Annotated in this window: 11 protein-coding genes; 4 read left to right on the plus strand and 7 right to left on the minus strand. The window is 62.5% G+C overall.

Annotated elements, in window-relative coordinates; genetic code table 11:
- Window positions 1-26 precede the first annotated feature (26 nt).
- The 6 genes from ACF8Q6_RS09730 to ACF8Q6_RS09755 form a co-directional block, all read right to left on the minus strand.
- Complete coding sequence (locus tag ACF8Q6_RS09730; protein WP_003250451.1) at window positions 27-518, minus strand: hypothetical protein; 492 nt, start codon at window positions 516-518, stop codon at window positions 27-29.
- 174 nt (window positions 519-692) lie between these two features.
- A complete protein-coding gene (locus ACF8Q6_RS09735; protein WP_003250449.1) occupies window positions 693-1,244 on the minus strand; it encodes a DUF4174 domain-containing protein in 552 nt (183 codons plus the stop codon).
- A gap of 228 nt (window positions 1,245-1,472) precedes the next feature.
- The gene (locus ACF8Q6_RS09740) at window positions 1,473-5,966 is read right to left on the minus strand and encodes an NEL-type E3 ubiquitin ligase domain-containing protein (RefSeq protein WP_392492405.1); all 4,494 of its coding nucleotides are present in this window, start codon (window positions 5,964-5,966) and stop codon (window positions 1,473-1,475) included.
- 97 nt (window positions 5,967-6,063) lie between these two features.
- Window positions 6,064-10,485 (minus strand): NEL-type E3 ubiquitin ligase domain-containing protein, encoded by a 4,422-nt coding sequence (locus tag ACF8Q6_RS09745; protein WP_392492407.1) that lies wholly within the window; start codon window positions 10,483-10,485, stop codon window positions 6,064-6,066.
- Between the two features lie 78 nt (window positions 10,486-10,563).
- Window positions 10,564-12,924: a DNA polymerase II gene (locus tag ACF8Q6_RS09750; RefSeq protein WP_392492408.1), complete on the minus strand. Its 2,361-nt coding sequence runs from the start codon at window positions 12,922-12,924 to the stop codon at window positions 10,564-10,566.
- Window positions 12,925-12,990: 66 nt separating this feature from the next.
- Window positions 12,991-14,181, minus strand: coding sequence for an MFS transporter (locus ACF8Q6_RS09755; RefSeq protein ID WP_392492409.1), 1,191 nt, complete (start codon window positions 14,179-14,181; stop codon window positions 12,991-12,993).
- Between the two features lie 117 nt (window positions 14,182-14,298).
- Here ACF8Q6_RS09755 and ACF8Q6_RS09760 point away from each other — a divergent pair, with 117 nt between their 5' ends.
- Entirely contained in the window at window positions 14,299-15,195 is an 897-nt protein-coding gene (locus tag ACF8Q6_RS09760) for a LysR family transcriptional regulator (protein ID WP_014591618.1), read from the plus strand.
- Here the strand turns inward: ACF8Q6_RS09760 and ACF8Q6_RS09765 are convergent.
- Entirely contained in the window at window positions 15,176-16,096 is a 921-nt protein-coding gene (locus ACF8Q6_RS09765) for a LysR substrate-binding domain-containing protein (RefSeq protein ID WP_003250438.1), read from the minus strand. The genes ACF8Q6_RS09760 and ACF8Q6_RS09765 overlap by 20 nt on opposite strands.
- Window positions 16,097-16,256: 160 nt before the next feature.
- On the opposite strand from ACF8Q6_RS09765, the gene ACF8Q6_RS09770 reads away from it, so the two are divergent.
- Genes ACF8Q6_RS09770 through ACF8Q6_RS09780 form a run of 3 tightly spaced genes read left to right on the plus strand, consistent with a single transcriptional unit; the run spans window position 16,257 to window position 18,796 of the window.
- Window positions 16,257-17,045, plus strand: coding sequence for a YqcI/YcgG family protein (locus ACF8Q6_RS09770; RefSeq protein ID WP_010953345.1), 789 nt, complete (start codon window positions 16,257-16,259; stop codon window positions 17,043-17,045).
- 2 nt (window positions 17,046-17,047) lie between these two features.
- The gene (locus tag ACF8Q6_RS09775; protein ID WP_010953344.1) at window positions 17,048-17,674 is read left to right on the plus strand and encodes a LysE family translocator; all 627 of its coding nucleotides are present in this window, start codon (window positions 17,048-17,050) and stop codon (window positions 17,672-17,674) included.
- 39 nt (window positions 17,675-17,713) lie between these two features.
- On the plus strand, window positions 17,714-18,796 hold the full coding sequence (locus ACF8Q6_RS09780; protein WP_392492411.1) for a hypothetical protein: 1,083 nt from the start codon (window positions 17,714-17,716) through the stop codon (window positions 18,794-18,796).
- Window positions 18,797-18,830: the final 34 nt, after the last annotated feature.

The raw sequence follows: 18,830 nt of genomic DNA on the forward strand, positions 1-18,830 counted from the left end.
GTTGTGGCGTTTCATGGGGTAGAACGTCAGGGCTTGCCGGTCAGGTGGCTGAACAAGCCATCAGGCATGGCTTTGCCATTGGCCTGATAAATCGCCTTGAGGTGATCGGCCGCTTCCTGCTCGGAGATGAAACCGTCATGGTTGCGGTCGATCGTGTCGAAATCACGGGCACGGTCCTTGGCCACCGCCAGAAACTCATCGCGCGAGACCTTGCCATCGTGATTGCTGTCGGTTTTGGCGAACGAGGCGTCACCGCACTTGCCTTCACCACACTTGCCCTCAGCCCCGGCCTTGGCGCCGGCGCCGCACTTACCCTCACCGCACTTGCCTTCGCTTTGGGAAGCCTTGCCGCTCCCCCCGCACTTGCCTTCACCACACTTGCCCTCGCCGGCCACTTTGGCCGAGGCCAGTTGGTAACCTTGAGCCAGCGGCTCGACGGCGAACGCACTGTTGCTCAATGCCATGCTGCCGATCAGGGCGGCGCCGAGCAGGCCGAGGGTGTTTTTTGCTTGAGTCATGATGCAGCTCCACTGGGGTTGGAAAGTGGAGCCATTAGGCCGTTGCGGTTTGTCGTGGATGTATCGTGCCAGGCGCACTTTTGTATGGCAGTAGGTCTGCAGCACAGGCAGATACAGTGCGATACACACCACCCGGCAACGGGCCCCAAGTTGCCTTGGGGCCATGAGGCATGATCAGTCTTCCAGCGGTTTGGGCGGGGCCGCTGGCTTGGCGGGCTTGGCCGGCTTGCTGTCCTTGTCCTTGGCTTGCGGGGCCGCCGCTACGGGCTCGGGCGCCGCCACCGCCTTTTCGCTGGCAGGCAGTTCATCGACCGCTTTGAGGATCACCTGTGGGTCGATGGCCTCGCCGGTGTCGTCGTCCTTGAGCATGTGCCGCTCACCATCCTTGCCCACCAGGATCACCTTGGTACCCTTGCTCGCACCCAGCTTCAGTTCCCGAATCAGGGCCATTGTGGTCTGCTGCTCGAGGTTCTTATCCTCTCGCTTGCCCATCATGTTGGCGACGCTGTACAGGACAAGGTTGCGCTCCTTGAACGCTGCCTGGGTGGCCGGGTCCTCGAGCGCTTTGTTCAGCCCTCGCAACGTTGGGTCGGCACTGCTGGGAGCGATAACCACCAATGGTCTGGCCTTGCCCAGTTCCTTGGCTAGAGGCGCATCACTGTCTGCGGCAAACAGGGGGCCGGCAACAGCAAGCAAGGTTGCGAGGGTCAGTGACCGGACAAGCATGCGTATCTCCTTATTGTCTCGATAAACCAATGACTACAGATCACGGAGAAAAATCCGACAGGGAGCCTAAACCACTTCATTCCAGAACGGGGTGTGTAAAAGTAACTGTCGATTTCCGAGCCACCTGAAGCCAAGACTACGGCGCTGGTACAAACCACATTCAGCTTGATTGAGCATAGCCCAAAGCCGCTTTGGCAGGGCCGAGCAAGCCCTTACCCTGAGCGCATGTCAACGTACATCGATCGATGGCCCCTTGGGTCCCATTTCCATCGCTTGAATCGTCATATCCAGCATCAGCCCTCTGCGTGCAGCGCGCTGAGCATCACGAATGGCATCCGCCTGGTCGATCCTGGCCCCTTCGCTCAGCGCTTCGTCGTCAAGCACGGCTTCAAGCTGCCTTCTGAACGGCAGGTCGACCGCAGCGAATCGCTCAGGATGGGAACGCTCCAGGTGCGCCTGCCAAAATTCACGGTCAACCATGGAGCGGGCAATCTCTTCCGGCGTTTCTGCATCCCGCACCGCAGCCTCTGCCTCTGCAAGGTCCGCCTCCAGGACGCCTGAGATCGCAAGAAAGCTCATTTCTCCCACCTGCAATGGCAGGTCGAGACGCTCCCTCAGCCCGATCCTGAAAGCCAACCCCACCTCGCTTCCTTCCAGCGTCCTGCCATGCTGTAGCGCCCATCGGGTAGCGAACATGTCGACTGCATCCTGGCGCCATAAACGTCTGCCCAGGTCTAGCAAAGCGCGTTCGCTTTCTCCCTGAGCCGCGTGCTCAACCTGCCAAACCAGCAAATTCAGTTCAAGGTTGCTCAAGCACCAGGTTGCACCGTCCTGGCACCCCCACTCATCATTGGCCACTGACAGCAGGTTCTGCCGCAGCTCTGGCGTAATGGCCATCGCTTGCAATACCGCCATTACCCGATTGCCCAGTGCACGCGCATTGACACGAAAGTCTTCGGACAGCAACAACTGGCGAAGCACACGGAAAAAACGCTCGGCGTCCTGCCCTGAATCCAGCGAGTCCCAGGCAGCAAGCATCAGGCCGCGATGCTCCGGGGCCACGGCATCCCCCCAGACTTCACGCGCGTGCTGCAGGCGCAGAAGCACTTGCTCCTCGTCGAGGGCAGGATCGTCGCTGCTCAGCGAAGCCTGCAAGCGTAACGTCTGGGCCTCGCCCAAGGGGTTCGCATTCAAGCGAAACCGCCGCCGATGCCACAGGGGCAACTGGTAGAAACCCTCCGGAATGTGCCTGATCCGGTTATCCCGCAAGTCAACGGATACCAACTGAGCGTTGTCGAACACGCCCAGTGGAAACTGCGAGATCTGTGTGTCGCGCAAGTTCAGCCAACGCAATTCAGCCAAACCTGCCAACGTGAACCGGCTCCCCAGCGGGTTGTGGGACAGGTCGAGAGACTGCAGGTTCGTGCAACTGGCCAATGTGGCGGTTTGTGCAATGTTCAGGACGATCCGGTTGTTGGTCAGGCTCAGATGCCGCAGCTGCGCTATCTGCAGCAACGGCTGCGGAAGGCGCGTCAACAGGTTCCCTCCCAGATCGAGGGTTTGCAGGTTAGGGAAAGCCAGCAATAGGCTGCTGGGCACCTCCAGAAGGTCAAGGTGCAGCAGCGACAGGCTGGTCACACCTCTGAAGCTGACCTGTGGGGGGATGTTGGGCAAGCCGCTCGATCTGAAATTGCAGAACATGACGTGGAGGTTTTCCTGTGCATTGATTTGCAGTTCCCCCACGCCGACTGACCGCCGCCAGCAATTGAACAACGTCTGGCGTAGAGCCTCTCGATCTTCCCTGACATCGCCCTGCCCTCGTGCCACCCAGGTATTCAGTGTGATGCGCAGGATGGCGAACTCATTGCGAAGGTCCGCCAGTACGTGTTCAATCTGCTGCCCTGAACGCCTGGCGTCATCGGCGAAGGTCTCGACCTGCTCATCACTCAACCACGGAAAGAGATCGCGCAGCGTTGCCCTCAGGGCACTCCCCCTTGATGCAAACCCCCCTACTCCGCCACCACCCAGCGGGTAGCCAATACGTCCATCGGCCAAGCGCATGGGCCCTCGGACAGCACCTGGGCGTACCGCGCCAAGCAAACGACTGATTTCATCACGATGGCGTGCCGCTTCGCGCGCCAGTATCACCCTGAGGTTGTGCGCAAATGGATCGCCGATCCCCATCGCCGCCCTCTGCGCTTCGGTATAGGCTGGCGCCATGACGTCGAACAACTCACCTGCCTCACCCAGCGCCGTGCCCTGGCTGCCATGCAGTTGAAACGTACCGTTCACGTGCACCAGATCGAACGCCCGCTGCCCTTGCTCGGTCTTCGCCAGCATCGGCCCGCCCAGGCAACCTTCGTACAGACGCCAGCACACACCTTGTTCACCACCGGGTACATACCGCAGCAAGCCCAAGGCCACCCGTGCCAGGTCTGCGTGCTGCGGGGTATCAAGGTACAACGCTTCAAATACCCGAGCCTGGCGGGCAGCCAGCACACTGCCCCTTGCCGCTTCGGCGAGCCCCAGTGCAACCCTGCCGCTGGACCGCAGCCGCATGCGATCCACGCTGCTGGCGGCCTGTACCAATGCTTGCGCGGTGCGCGCGCTCAGCCCCGGGAACACCCGGCGCAGCGCCGCGCTGCCAGGGGTGTCGCTGGGCTGCAAGGCTTCGAAAAGGTGCTGCAGCAGTGTTCGGCGCTGCGTCCATGCCAACGTGGCCAGTGCCTGATCTGTCAGGCCACTCGCGCCTGGCAGGCGCCGAGCGTGATCGAGCACTGTTGTATCTGCTACCGGCTCGCCGCTGCGCAGACGGCCAATCATGCTGCGGATGCGTTGATCAAGCCTGACTCGCTCCACACTGTCGATCATCCCGGGGCTCGGTGCCTGGGCGTGTACATGCAGGCCACGCAGGTCGTCGCCATCAAGGCCATGGAACAGCAGAACCTCATCGATCTGTTCGTCATTCAGCCCATTGAAGGGTTCGCCCAAACGCCGGAACATGCGGTATTTGTCGGTCCACCGAGCCGGTTGCTCGCTCCACAACCGCCAGGCACCTGCGCCATTGTGGCGCAGCAACGGCCCGTGGCCGTCGACCGGATACAACTGCCATTGATCATCACCCGCCTCTGCCACGCGATAGTGATGCCCGTCCATTTCAATCCAGGCCCGCCCGTCCTGACGCCGAATACCCAAGGCATCCCGGCTCGAGGCCGCAACGGGGGCCTGGCTTTGAAACAGGGTCAAGTCGTGTTGCCAAAGTTTCTCAGTGCCGTCCTCCAGCCGGGCCGGCACCATGGCATCGACCTTCGCAGAGCGTGCCCAAACCCGTCGAGCGGCACCCACCCCGGCGACTGTGGTCGCCAGCACGGCAAGGTCTGTCGCCACGTGGGTCAAATGGTCGAGCGCCTCCTGACGATCGCCTTGCTGCCAGGCCTCGGCGCCATGGTAGACCTCACCCAGCAGTTCGCAGGCCGTCACGGCCAGCAGCGCCAGGCCAACCCCGGGCACAAAGAAACTGGCCAGGTTGAGCAGCGCCCATCCTTCGGCTGCAAGGCGCAGGTCATGCTGGCGCTGAACCTCACGATCCAGCCTGGCCACAGGCACCGCGATCATCGCCGCATCGTCCTTGATCTGGTGGATACGTGCCTGTGCCAGGCTGATGAACAACGGCTGCGGGTAAGCCTGCAAGCGCGGTTCGAGATCGCGAAAAGCCCAGCCCGGCAGGCCATCGAAGCGCTCCGCGACCTGGGCGAAAAAAGCCTGGCTGTCGCGCCGCAGCACGAAGCGGCTGAAAAAACGCTGGTAGGCCTTGTCTCGCAAGCAACGGCCCAGTTCGCGATTAAGTTTGTCGAGGCTCTCGAACGCGCGCCAGGGCGAAAAAGGGTCTCCAGGCACGTAAAGCAACACCCGACGCGTCGTGTTGAACAAAACGCCCTGCTCAACCACTACGAACACGGTCACCTGCTCAATCTGGCAACCCAGCAATTTCAGTTGCCTGGCCTGCACAAGGTCGCCCGCCATGCGCGGCAGTTTTCCCTTCTCGCACACAGCTACCATCACATTGAGTTCGCTGGCATCCAGCCTTCCCTCTTGCCTGGCTTTGTAGGCGTCCACAAGCATGGTGTAGCGCGTGGCATCGACAAGCTGCGATACCAGGCGCTCGGCACTGCCAGAGGGCGTGAGGATGGCATCCAGATGACGTTGATAGCGCTCACCCAGGTCCAGCTCACGACACAGTCCGGCAAACTCGATGCTCGTAGGGGGTTTGACCGTGCCGTGGCGTGGAAGCAGCAGGCGGTTACCGCGCGGCTGGCCACCTTCCTGCGCCTGCGCGGCCGTGAAGTTGCGCAATGCGACTTCGAGCAGCGGCTTTTCTTCATAGACCACGGTAGTCAGGTGCGCGCCCACCGGCTGACTGTTGATCACAGCTTCCCGGCGGCCCTCCAGAAACCTGAGCGAGTACGGGTTACGGCCAAGTCCATAACGCTCGTCGAGGGCTTTCCCCAGGGCTGATGCGACGAAACTGTCGAGGCCCTCGATACCTCGCAGCACCGTGTTCACTTGCTCACAGCAGCGAAGGCTGTTTGACAATGCCCTGCCGATCTCAGGCAGTTGCTCAGCAGGTGCATGACGCAACCAGGGTGGCAGGCGCCTGCCGATGATGCCGTCCTGAAAGGCATCGATGGCGGCCTGCGCATCTGACGGCAAAGGGGTGTCCATAGCGGGGGCCTCTTCATGAAAAGAGGCCAGACTAAATTGCCTGCTCCCCGCCAGGCGCTATATAGCTAATGCCTGCGGCCCGACAACCGGCGACCCGCTAACTGAGCACACGCTGCACCGTATTCCGGTCCAACGCCTCCAGCGTCAACTGCAGCAATACCGCATGCTCGCGTTGCTGATTGCGGATCTGCAGCCGTGCGATTTCCTCGTCCCGATTCCCCAACGCCATCAGCCGTTCCAGCTCAGCGTGCATGGATTGGGGCACTTGCAAGCGAACCGCGCAGACCTTGCGCAAGTAATCCTGCCAGAACCACTGGCGGGACAGGTAATCCGCAATGCCCTCCCGGGTCTGTCGCGCCAGAACCCTTTCACGGGCCAGGAGAAGGTCCTGGTTACTCAAGGCAGGGATACCTGCATAGAGCATTTCATCGGGTTGGCCAGGCAAGTCCAGAGACGTGCGCAAGCCGATTCGATAGGCCAAGGCGAATTCGATCGATTCAGCGCTCGCCCCCACCCGATGAGCATGTTCAGCGGCAATTTGCTCAAGCACCGCCAACCGCCACATCCGGGCACCGAGCTTCAGCAAGGCCCGTTCAGGCCGGGCAGATCCGCTGTGCCTCGTGCGCCATATCATCACTCGCAGTTCCAGGTTGGCGAAACGCGCGGTGGCGTTATCCTGGCAACCGGTCGCCGCAGCGTGCTCTAACAGCTCCAGCCTGAGGGCATCATGCTCAGACATCGCCTGGAACATGTCGAACACACGGGCCGCGAGCGCAGATGCAGTCGATGAGAAGCTGAAGGCGCCCGATTCCGTCAGCATCGACAGGGTATTGAAGAACGCTTCCGATTGCTCCTCTGCCTCCAGATGGGCCCACAGTGCAGCCATTTCATCTCGACGCTCGCCAGGCAACGCATCCAGGATGCGCAACCGGTAAGGCACGCGACTGCCCTCAAGCAAATGCCAGGTTGAAAACCCGTCCTGCGCGGCCCCCAGTCGATTGCCAGAAAGCTCGACCCTGCCCGAGCGCCACAGCTGCGATTGATGAAAACCCTCGGGCAGTCCAGAAATACGGTTGTCGCTGAGGTTCAGGGTGTGCAGTTCTGGCGCGTCCATCAGCCCGTAGGGGCACTCGGGTAACTGGGTGTTCGACAGGTAGAGGGCATTCAGCTCCGTCATTGCCTGGACGGAAAATGCCCTGCGCAGCGGGTTGTCTGAAAGGTTCAGGTACACCAGGGACCGGCAATCTGCCAGGACCAACGCCTGGCCTTGGTCGAGGGCGATCTGGTTACCAGACAAGTCGAGCACCTCCAGTTTCTGGACAAGCATCAGCGGCAATGGCAAACGCGTGAGTCGGCAATGGGTGATTTCCAGGTTGCGCAAGTTGGGAAACGCCCGCAGAAACTCATCCGGAACGTGCTCCACGCGCATGGCGCGCAAGGCCAGGATCGAGACGTGGGGAAAGCCCACTTGCGCGGGCAGGGCCGGCAGATGGCGCAAGCGGCTGATGGTCTGGGTCAGCATGAAGCGCCCGTCGTCCAGTGCTGCTTGCCCTTGCAGTTCCGGCACAAGACAGCGCCAGCAGTTGATCAGCCCCTTTCTGAACTCACGCCGGGCGGGCAGTTCTGATGACAGCAAGGCACTGCGCGCCCACTGGGTCAAGTGTCTCTTGAGCACCCCATATTGCTGCTCCAGCATAGATAACCTGGCCTGTGCGTCACTTGAGGCCAACCAGCGTCCGATCTGTTCGTCGCTAAAGGCCGGGTACAGGTCTCGCAACCGGGCCTGAAGCGCCCTTGGCCTGTTTAGCCCTAACGCCCCCCATAGCCTGCCACCGGCCATGGGGTAACCAATCCGGCCATCAGCAAGACGTTGCGGCGCGAGAAACGAGCCGCTCGGCTGTTCCAGCCTGAGCAGGTTCACCACGGTCTGGCGTTGGTCGAAAGCCACATTGGTCAGCGCCTGGCGCAGCGCAGGCACAAAGGGCTGGCCTTGGCCGATGGCCGCTTGCGATGCGTCGTCATAGGCTGCTGCCAAGGTCTCGAACAACTCGCCCCTCTCACCGGCAACCGTGTGCGTTCGGGTACGCAGGCGGAACAGCCCATGACGATGAAGCAGGTCAAATGTCTGCCCCGATCCCTCGACCGTCAATAACGGCTCGCTGGCATCACCGTCGTACAATCGCCACCCCGGCCCGTCAGCCCCCGGCACATGCACCAGCAGATTCAGGACCACACGCGCCAGGTCGAGGTTTTGCGGCGTATCGATGCACAGCGCCTCGTATACCCGCGCCATTCGAATCCGCGCAACCTGCAACCTTGCTGCCTCGGCCATCAGCAACGGCACACGCCCCGTCGCGCGCAAAAGCTGCAGGTCATCCTCGCTGGCATCGCGCAGCACCTCATCCGCGGCCAAACGGTGCAGGCTGGCAAAATTCTGTCGTAAGAGGCGGCCCGTTTCCGTGTCGGGATTCTGCTCTTCGTACAACGCCCGAAGCAGTTCTCGTCGCCCGGCCCAAGCCACCTCGGCCAACGCTGCTCCGTCCTTGCCGGCGGCCTGTGGAAGGTGCATGACCCGCTCCAGCAGTTGCGGGTCTGCGGTTATACCGCCCTCGCGCAACTGGTTGACCAACGTACCAATCCTGCCAGCGAGCCGCACGCGTGTGACGGTGTCGAGCAGCGCGGCCTCCGGCGGTCGGCCATACACATGCCATGCCCGCAGATGCTGATCATCCAGGCCATGAATCGCCAGCGACCGGTCGATCTGCGCGTCGTCGAGGTCGCCGAATGGCCCGCCCAGGCGGCGGAACAACTGGCGTGTGTCGCCCCACTCGGCGGGCTGCTCGTACCACAGCCGCCATGCACCGGCCCCATTGTGACGCAGTGGCGGCGCATAGCCCTGATAAGGGAGCAGTTGCCACTGTTCATCGTCGTTGTGCCAGGTCATCTCATACCAGTGCCCGTCCATGCTGATCCAGCGGCGCTCGCCCAGGCGGTGCATACCCTCCATGTCCGGCACCGCCGTGTCTGGCGGGCTTTCGCAGCGATAGGGGCCGAGGTCTGCGTTCCACAGTTTTTCCTCACCGTTTTCCAGCTGCGCCGGTACCAGGTTGTCCACCACACTCCAGGCGCGTCGGGCCGTGGCGACTACGGCAACGGTTGCCCCGACAGCCAGCAGTCCTTTGCCTACATTCAGCAGGTGCGCCAGTGCCGCATTGCGTTCGTTGCCCTGCCAATCCCCTACAGCCTGGAACGTCTGCTCAAGCAGCTCCCAGGCCATCACCCCCAACAACACCGCGCCGATGCCCGGAACGAAAAACCCTGCAACACGCAACAGGGTCCAGCCTTCAGCACGCAAACGGCGGGCGTGTTCGGCCTGGACCTCGCGATCAAGCAAGGCCACGGGCGGGGCGATGACCGCAGCATCGTCCTTGATCCGCGCAATCCAGTCGTCAGCAAGGTGTTCGAACAATGGCAGGCGATAGGCAAAGGTCTGCTCATCGAGGTCGCGGGTTGCCCAGCCGGGCACATCATCGAGGCGCTCACTGACGGCCGAGAAGAATCGCTGGCTATCGCGTCGGCGCACGAAGCGGTTGAAGAAGCGCCGGTAGTCATCTTCGCGCAGGCGTTTGCCAAGCACCCGGCGGGCATAATCTTCCAGGTCGCTGCGCACGCTCCAGGGGCCGTGCGGGTCACCCGGTACATAGACCAACACGCGCTTGCTGGTGTTGAACAACAGGCCCGCGTCGATCACGTCCAGCACGACGATCTGCTGCAAGCGGCAACCGAACACCGCCAACTGCCGCACGCGAACCGATGCGCCTTCGAGCTTGCCGAGCGTGTCCTTGGTGCAGAGCGCCACCACCCACTGCAGTTCGTCTGCGCTCAATACGCCCTGCGCCCTGGCCTGCAGGGCATCCACCAGCATGCTGTAGCGTTGCCGTCGCGTCAGCAACCCCCTGACTTCAGGCTGGAGTACCGAATCCAGATGCGCCTGGTATTTCTGCCCAAGATCCAGCGCTCGACACAGCCTGGCGAAGCCCGGTGCAGACAGTTCACTACGCCTTGCGCCGCGCACATCGACCAGGCAATTGCCCTGTGGCTGGTCGCGCTGCTGTTCTGCGGTGAAATTGCTCAAAGCGGCCTCGAGCAGAGGGATGTCGTAGTAATCGCTGCCGACAACCGGAAGCCGACTGGTTACATAATGGATCGTGGGCGAGGTAAAGGTGTACCACTGGCGAAAGTACAGGCGATCGACGTCAAGGTCGCCGTGGGCACCGAGCGCTTGCTGCAGCAAGGGCTGGGTAAATGCATTCAGGTTGCGTAGCCGCGCCAGCGCTGACACCAAGCCTGCGCGGCAGGCCAGCAGTTCAGGCAGCGCCTCGCTCAGCAGGGTGAATTCGGCCACGCTCAGCCGCTTCATCCAGGCCGGCAGCCGCTGTGCAATGTAGTGGTCCTGGCATGCTTGGGCCATGGCAAGGGTATCGACCGCAGCCGATGGTTGACGGCTATTGTTCTGCATCTCTGCCTCCGCGACGACATGGAGGTCCGAGTCTGAAGACTGTAGCGTCAGGCTGACGCCTAGCTATCTACCACCCGCTCAGAACAGCAGTAACTGATGGTCGGTAAGACGCGCGAAATCATCGCCGACAAAGGGCAGGATGGCGTCGGCCACCGGCAGTAGCTGACGGCTGATGTAGTGATCGTAATCGATCGGTGCCTGCAGGTTTTCCAGCGGCTCAGGGCCGGCGGTGGTGATCACGTAACTGATCCAGCCCCCACGCTGGTACTGCAGAGGGCGCTGCAGACGCTTGTTGTAGTCGTCGGCAAGGCGTGCGGCACGCACATGCGGCGGCACGTTGCGCTGGTAATCGGCCAGCGGGCGACGCAGGCGCTTGCGATAAACCAGCAGTTCGTCCTGCTCGCCCGCCAACGTGCGCCGTACATACTCGCGGACATAATCACGGTAGGGCTCGCTGCGGAACACACGGCCGTAGAGTTCCTGCTGGAACTGCCGGGCCAGCGGTGACCAGTCGGTGCGCACCGATTCCAGGCCCTTGTAAACCATCTCTTGCGAACCATCGGCCCGCTGCACCAGGCCGGCATAACGCTTTTTACTGCCTTCATCGGTACCGCGGATGGTGGGCATCAGGAAGCGTCGGTAATGCACCTCGAACTGCAGTTCGAGGGCGCTCTGCAGGTTCATGGTCTCGTGCAGATGGGCTTGCCACCATTGGTTGACCTTTGCCACCAGCTCGCGGCCGATGCGCGCCGCGTCTGCCTCGGCGTGGGCACCCTTGAGCCAGACAAAGGTGGAGTCGGTGTCACCGTAGATCACATCGTAGCCACACGCCTCGATCAGGGACCTGGTCTGGCGCATGATCTGGTGGCCGCGCATGGTGATCGAGGACGCCAGGCGCGGGTCGAAGAAACGGCAACCGCTGGAACCAAGCACGCCATAAAAGGCATTCATGATGATTTTCAAGGCCTGTGACAGCGGCGCATTGCCCTCGCGCTTGGCCGCTTCCCTGCCCTGCCACACCCGTTCGACGATGGCTGGCAGGCAGTGCTGTGTGCGTGAAAAACGCCCACCGCGAAAACCCTCGACCGAATGTGCGTCGTCAGGCAGACGCAGGCCTTCGATCAGCCCGACCGGGTCGATGAGAAAGGTCCGGATGATCGATGGGTACAGGCTCTTGTAGTCCAGCACCAGCACCGAGTCGTAAAGCCCTGGCCGCGAATCCATGACAAACCCGCCGGGGCTGGCTTCGTCAGGGCGGCTGCCAAGGCTGGGCGCGACAAAGCCAAGGCGGTGCATCTGTGGAATGTACAAGTGACAGAACGCAGCTACCGACCCACCGCTGCGGTCCACGGCCAATCCCGTCACCGAGGCACGTTCGAGCAGGAAGTCGAGCAGCCGGGTATGGGCGAAAATGCGCGTGACCAGTTCGCAGTCCTTCAGGTTATAGCGCGCCAGGGCCGGTTTGTCTTCGGCGAAGCGACGATTGATTTCGTCCATGCGTTGGTACGGTGTGTCGATGGCCTTGCCTTCACCCAGCAGGGTCTGGGCAACGTTCTCCAGGCTGAACGAGGCAAAGCTCCAAGTGGCCGAACGCAACGCCTCGATGCCATCGATCAGCAGCCGCCCCGGCGCATCGGCGAAGACATGGCCGCCACCGGCATGGCTGCGCAGGGTCATGACCGCACCGTTGCGCCCCAGCGTCAGTGGCACCTGCAACGACTTGGCATGCTCATGCAGCAGGCGCAGGTCGAACTGCACCAGGTTCCAGCCAATGATCGCGTCCGGGTCATGCCTGGCCATCCACTGGTTGAGCCGGGTAATCAAGGCGGCGCGATCGGCGCAATACTCCAGGTCGAAGTCAAGCCCGGTGGCATCGCCGTTGGCCGGGCCGAGCATGTACACCTGGCGCTGACCACAGCCCTCCAGCGCGATGCTGTACAGCTCGCCACGCTCGCTGGTCTCGATGTCCAGCGACACCAGGCGCAGCGCCGGGCGATAGCCTGGCTGCGGCTTGAGCTGGGCGTCCCGGTAAACGCCCTGCGCATCCGGCTGACCAGTGAACTGCACCGGCGCCGTGATGAAGCGCTCCATGAGGTAACGCTCCGGCGGGCGGATATCGGCCTCGAACACGTCGATACCGGCCGTGCGCAGACGCTGCTCCAGTTGCATCAACTGGCGATGCTGGCGGGCATACAGGCCGAGCATCGGGCGATGCTCGAAGTCCTTCAGGCGCAGTGGCTTGAGCTTGGTCCCGGGTTCGTTGGCCAGCAGCACACGGGCGTGCTCGGCATGCGCCTGAGGAATGAAAGCCACCGACTCCTGCGCCGCCAGCCGCAACAGCCGCGGCCCGGCATCGGTGGCCAGCCAGAACTCCACGCAGGTGCCTTCCGGCGTGTCGTGCCAGTGCCGGGTCAGGACAAAACCCTGCTGCAACTCCACTGCGTCGACCTCTGGATTGTCTGTAGAGGGCGTTATTCTACCTGTGTCGTGCGTGGCATGAGTGTTTTAGCGCCTCCCCGCCACAAAACCGCTCCCCCGCCCAGCCACGGCCAGCAGCCAGGCCAAGGCGATCAACCCCAGCACCACCCCGCCAAACCACGCCACGCCGGCCCCAGCCAGCAGCAATCCGCCAATGATTCCGCCCAGGGCAATGGCGCAGTTCCACACCGTCACCAGCATCGACTGCGCCACATCACCACCCTGGCCTGCGGCGTCGGCGCACGCTGTCTGCAGCAGGGTCGGGGCGCCGCCATAGGTCATTCCCCACAAGGCGATGCTCAGGTACACAAGCCACGACGATGCCTGCCCCAATGCCAGCGTGGCCAAGGCAAAACCGGCCAGGCTCAGCAACACCAGCTTGCGCAGGTGCCGGTCGACCAGCAGCCCTACCAGGCCGATCCCGGCCAGCGCCGACAGACCAAACACCATCAGCACCGGGCCAATGTCCGCAGCCATGCCAGCCGCCGCCAGCAACGGCACGATATAGGTGTAGAGGATGTTATGGCCAAGGATCCAGGTGAGGATCACCAGCAATACGATCAACACCCCTGGCGTGCGCAATACCTGCATGGCCGCCGGGCGCTTGCCGGCAGCCTGCCCCGGGTAGTCCGGCACGGATCGCAACACCCATACCACCAGCAGCGACGCCACCAGCGTGACGACCACGAACGTCGCGCGCCAGCCCAACCCTGCTCCCAGCCAGGTCGCAATCGGCAAGCCGAGCGACAAGGCAATCGGCTGCCCGAGCATGGCCAGCGCCATGGCCCGGCCCTGCAACGGTACCGGCACCATGCGCCGGGCATGGCCAGCGATCAGGCCCCATGCCAGGCCGGCCGCAGCCCCCGTGAAAAAGCGCAGCACCAGGGTCAGCGTGTTGGAGTCCGACAAGGCCGTCAGCCCGTTGAACAGCACGAAGCCGATGATCGCCAGCAACAGCGCCCGGCGCCGATACCAGCCTTGGGTCAACGTCACCAACGGGATGGCGGTCAGTAACGAGCCCAAGGCATACGCCGTGACCCATTGCCCAGCCATGGCCTGGCTGATGTGCATGCCATCGGCGATCTGGTCGAGCAAACCCGCCGGCAAGGTTTCGCTGAGGATGGCGATGAAACCGGTCATGGCCAGCGCCAGCAGCCCGCCAATGGGCAGACGTTCGTTGCTGGCAGCCAGCAACGGTGCGGAAGATGTCTGGGACATTGCAAATGCCTTGAGTGAGAAACGAGGCGAACAGTCTGCAAGACCAGGCCATTGCGGAAAAAGACGGTTACAATGCCGCTCACCCAGGACAACAGCGTCCGCAATCAGGAGTGGGACATGGACAGCCTCAGCGGCTTCGTGGTCTTCAATCGGGTGGCCGAAACCCGCAGCTTCGTTGCCGCCAGCCAGTCACTGGGGATCAGTGCCTCGGCAGTGGGCAAGCGCGTGGCGCGCCTGGAAAGCCGCCTGGGCGTGCGCCTGTTCCACCGCAGCACACGCAGCATCACCCTCACCGCCGAGGGCACGATGTTCCTCGAACGCAGCCGGCGCATCCTTGCCGAAATCGAAGCCACCGAGCAGGAGCTGTCGCAGGCCAGCGAAACGCCGCGCGGGCGCCTGCGGGTGAGCATGCCGCAGGTGACCAGACTGGTAATGCCGGCACTGGCCGAGTTCATGGCACTGTACCCACAGGTTGAACTGGACCTGGACTTCTCCGACCGCATGGTGGATATCGTTGGCGAAGGCTTCGATGTGGTGATGCGCGGCGGGCAGCCGGTGGATTCCCGGCTCAGCGCCAAATTCCTCGGGCACTTTCAGCATCGCCTGGTAGCCTCGCCCGAGTACCTGCGCGAACGCGGCACACCGTTGCACCCACGCGACCTGGCAGCGCATACCTGCCTGCATTATCGCTTCCCCAGCAACGGCAAGCTGGAAACCTGGCCGCTGCGCCAGGAGCATCCCGAGCAAGCCTATGACATCCCCATCTCGATGGTCTGCAACCACGTCGAAACACGCGTCTGCTTTGCCTTGAACCACCGCGGCATTACCTGTCTGCCGGACTTCAACGTAGGTCGCGAGCTGGCCAATGGCTCACTGGTCAGTGTCCTCGACGACTTCATGGAACGGCGCGGCAGCTTCTATCTGCTGTGGCCGTCCGGGCGGCAGATGCCGCCAAAGTTGCGGGTATTCATCGACTTCATGCTCGCTCGGGTATTCAACCGTACAGGTAGTTGATGTCCTTGTAGGCCAGCGGCGGTACCTGGCCGAGCAGGAAGTCACGCAGCTTGTGCATTTGCCGCGCTTTTGGGCTGGCCTTGAGCCAGGTCATGTAGTAACCGTCGCCGGTGGCCACGGCATGCTTGAAAGGCGTGACCAGGCGCCCGGCGGCCAGGTCGGTGCTGGCCAGTACCAGATCGACCACTGAAATGCCTAAGCCCTGCTGGGCGGCCGATATGCCTTGGTCGAGGGTATCGAACACCTGCCCCTGGTCGATGCTGATGTCCAGCGCATCCATTCGCGCCAGCCAACGCCGCCAGTCACGCCGGTCGGGTGACGGGTGCAGGAACTCGCATCGGGGCAGGTCGGACAGTTGCGGTTGTGCCTGCGTCATGTAATCCGGATGACATACCGGAATAAGCCATTCATCGAACAGCTTGAAACTCTCGATATCGGCGGGAAATCGCCCGCTGGCCAGGAGAATGGCGCAGTCGTAGGGCTCGGAATAGAAGTCCACGCTGTCGATATCCATCCACACACTGGACAGCTGCACGCTGCAGTTGTCCTCGACCTTCTTGAACGCATCCAGCGCCCGCAGCAGCCAGCGCACCGTGAGCGTGGACGGCGCCTTCAGGCGCAGGCCGTAGCGATCCTGACGCAGCAGTGCGCAGGCATTTTCGATGATCTTGAAGCCTACCTTCAGCTCTTGCGCCAGCAGGCGGCCGTGCTCGGTCAGGCTCAGCTTCGGGCCCCGACGTTCGAACAGGTCGCAGCCAAACAGGGCTTCGAGGGTCTTGATGTGGTGGCTGACGGCGCCCTGGGTCAGGGCCAGCTCCTCAGCAGCGCGGGTGAAAGAGCCATAGCGAGAGGCCACCTCGAAGGCACGCAGCGCGTGCAAGGCCTGAATTCGTTCCGACATGGCGGCGTCCCGAGCATGAGTAAGACTAATAGTAGGTCATAACTCCACGCGTTTTACAACGACAGGAGCGTCTCGGAAAATGCCGGTAAATAACAAACATAACCAAGATCCTGCCTGCATGTGACTGGAACGTTCACTTAAATCAACGCCTGGGGAAATCATGTTTACGGGATATGGAAATTGCTATCGCCTGGATGCGCTGGAGCTCGCCGCTGAACATGGACACACCATGCAACACTGGACGTTCAAAACCATAGAACACTTTCGCAGTATTCTCGCCAACCCCGAATTCCCCTGTCTGTTCGGCCGCAAGGCGGTAAACGGCGAAACCTGCCACATTCTCTTCGCCCGGGCCGAGCAACTGGCCGATGATATCGCACAGGGCCTGGCCAATTATGTGCGCACCGTCGCACCGATCGCACCCAAGCAGCGCATCGGCAGCCCTTTGGTGGTGTTTCTCGAAACCGCAGCCGGGAGCAGCCTGGCCGAGCAGCAGGCCTTGGCCTGGAAGGTACTGCGCGGCGTGCATGCGCGCGACCCGCACCCTTGGCCTCAGGGCATTCCGACCGATCCGGACGATACCGGCTGGTCGTTCTGCTATGCCGGCATGCCGCTGTTCATCAACATGAACTTCCCCGGCCATCAGCAGATGAAAAGCCGCAATCTGGGCCAGCACATCACCTTCGTCATCAACCCGCGGGAGAACTTCGACGAAGTGGCCAATGCCAACACCGAGAGTGGCAAGCGCATCCGCGAGCGCATTCGCGAGCGCGTGCACCACTACAACGACGGCGTTGTGCCCGACACCCTTGGCTTTTTCGGCGATACCGACAACTACGAGTGGAAGCAGTATCAACTGCAGGAGGCAGGCTCGCTCAACCCGTCACGCTGCCCGTTCCACGCCCATGCCGCACACCAGCCGACACCCGACATACTGATCGAGAACTGACCGTGAATACCGCACTCACCGCCACCTACGCCCTCACCGTGCTGCTACTGATCGCCACTCCCGGCCCGGTGGTGGCACTGATCGTCAACACTGCGGCCGCCTCCGGCTCGCGCAAGGCCATGTTCACCGCCGTCGGCACCAACTGGGCATCACTGGTGCTGATCGGCGCGGCAGCGTGGATCATCCTCACCAGTGCCGCCATCGACAAGACATGGCTCAGCACCATGAGCCTGCTGGGCTGCCTGTTCATCGGCTACATTGCCGTGGGCACGCTGAGGGACGCCCTGCAGGCACCCGCGTCAGACGCAGCGAGCGAGGCCCCCAAGGCTGGGCGCGGCGGGCTGATGCAAGGCTTCATGGTGGGCATTTCCAACCCGAAGGACATCATTTTCTTCATCGCCTTCTTCCCGCAGTTCATTCAGATCACCGAATCGTTCGGCAAGAGCATGGTGGTGCTGTCGCTGCTGTGGGTGGCCATCGATTTCGCCGTGCTCAGCCTGTACATCTTCGCCATCGGCAAGATCGCCTCGCAGCGCAGCAACCGCATCATCAGCCTGGCCTCGGGCGTCGCCCTGCTGCTGATCGCCGCCGGCGGCCTGCTGTACAACCTCAAGGAACTGGCGGCCTGAATCTGCTGCAAAGTACCTGGCTCAAGCGAAGGAGAGACCATGACCACGACTGATGCGCGCCCGTCTCCTTCGCCGCTGCAGCAGGACTACCAGCGCTTTCTCCTGCTGGGCAGTCGCCGTGCCCCCTATATGCTGCATGTGCACGAAACCGGCTACCGCTCCGGCACCATCAACACCGATGCACTTGGCTTGCGCTACAGCCATTGCGCCGGCAAGCGCTTTTCGGCGGCCGAGCACGGTGGTGCGTCGCGCATCAACCTGCTGGTCGGCGGCTCCACAGCCCTGGGCATCGGCGCCAGCTCCGACGAACACACGGTGGCCTCGCACCTGTCGCTGCTCACGGGCGAAGTCTGGCTGAGCCTGGCCGGCTGCGGGCTCAACGCCACTCAGGAATTGATGATGTTCCTGACCCACCAGCACCGCCTTGGCCAACTCGGCCATGTGGTGGTGCTCAGTGGCCTCAACAGCCTGGCCCACGAAGCCCTGTGTGAAGTCCTCGCAGGTACCAACGACCCGCAGCACGCCAAGGCCTACCAGGCCTTTCTCAACAGTTTCAGCGAAGGCATGCAGCCCTGCGCACCGCCCCGTCGGCAGTCGCTGTGGCGGCGCATCGGCCAGGCGCTGGCCCCTCCCGTGGTCACAGCCCCGGTCAGCTGGCCATTGTCCTCCCCGGAAAAACGACTGGCCCGTGCCGCCGACAACATTGGCCGCACCTTGCGCCAATGGGACCGTCTGCTTGCAGACAGCCACGCCACGCTCACCTTCATCCTGCAACCGCTGCTGCCCTGGTGCCGGGATACCCTCCCCGCCGGCGAGCAAGCCATGTTGGCCGCGCTGCAGCAACAACCGGCCAACTTCGACCGGCTGCTGGAGGGGGCATTCGACAGACAGTTGCATTCGGCATTTTTCCGCCGTATCAAAAGCCAGGCCGACCCGGTGCCCTGCTACGACATGAACTGCATGCTCGACAGCTCGCCCGTGTTCGGCGCCGACCTGTTCATCGACCGCCTGCACCTGAACGATCTGGGCAACAATGCCTTGGCCAAGGTGATCACCGCCAAGCTTGGGCTGGCCCAGGAAAAACATGCCCAGCGCAAGGTCACGCCGATCAAGCTCGTCTGACAGTTGTCGGGTGGTCTTTCGGCCACCCCCTTAG

The sequence above is a fragment of the Pseudomonas sp. GLN_2 genome (assembly GCF_043106005.1).
In the GTDB taxonomy this organism is placed as follows: domain Bacteria; phylum Pseudomonadota; class Gammaproteobacteria; order Pseudomonadales; family Pseudomonadaceae; genus Aquipseudomonas; species Aquipseudomonas alloputida.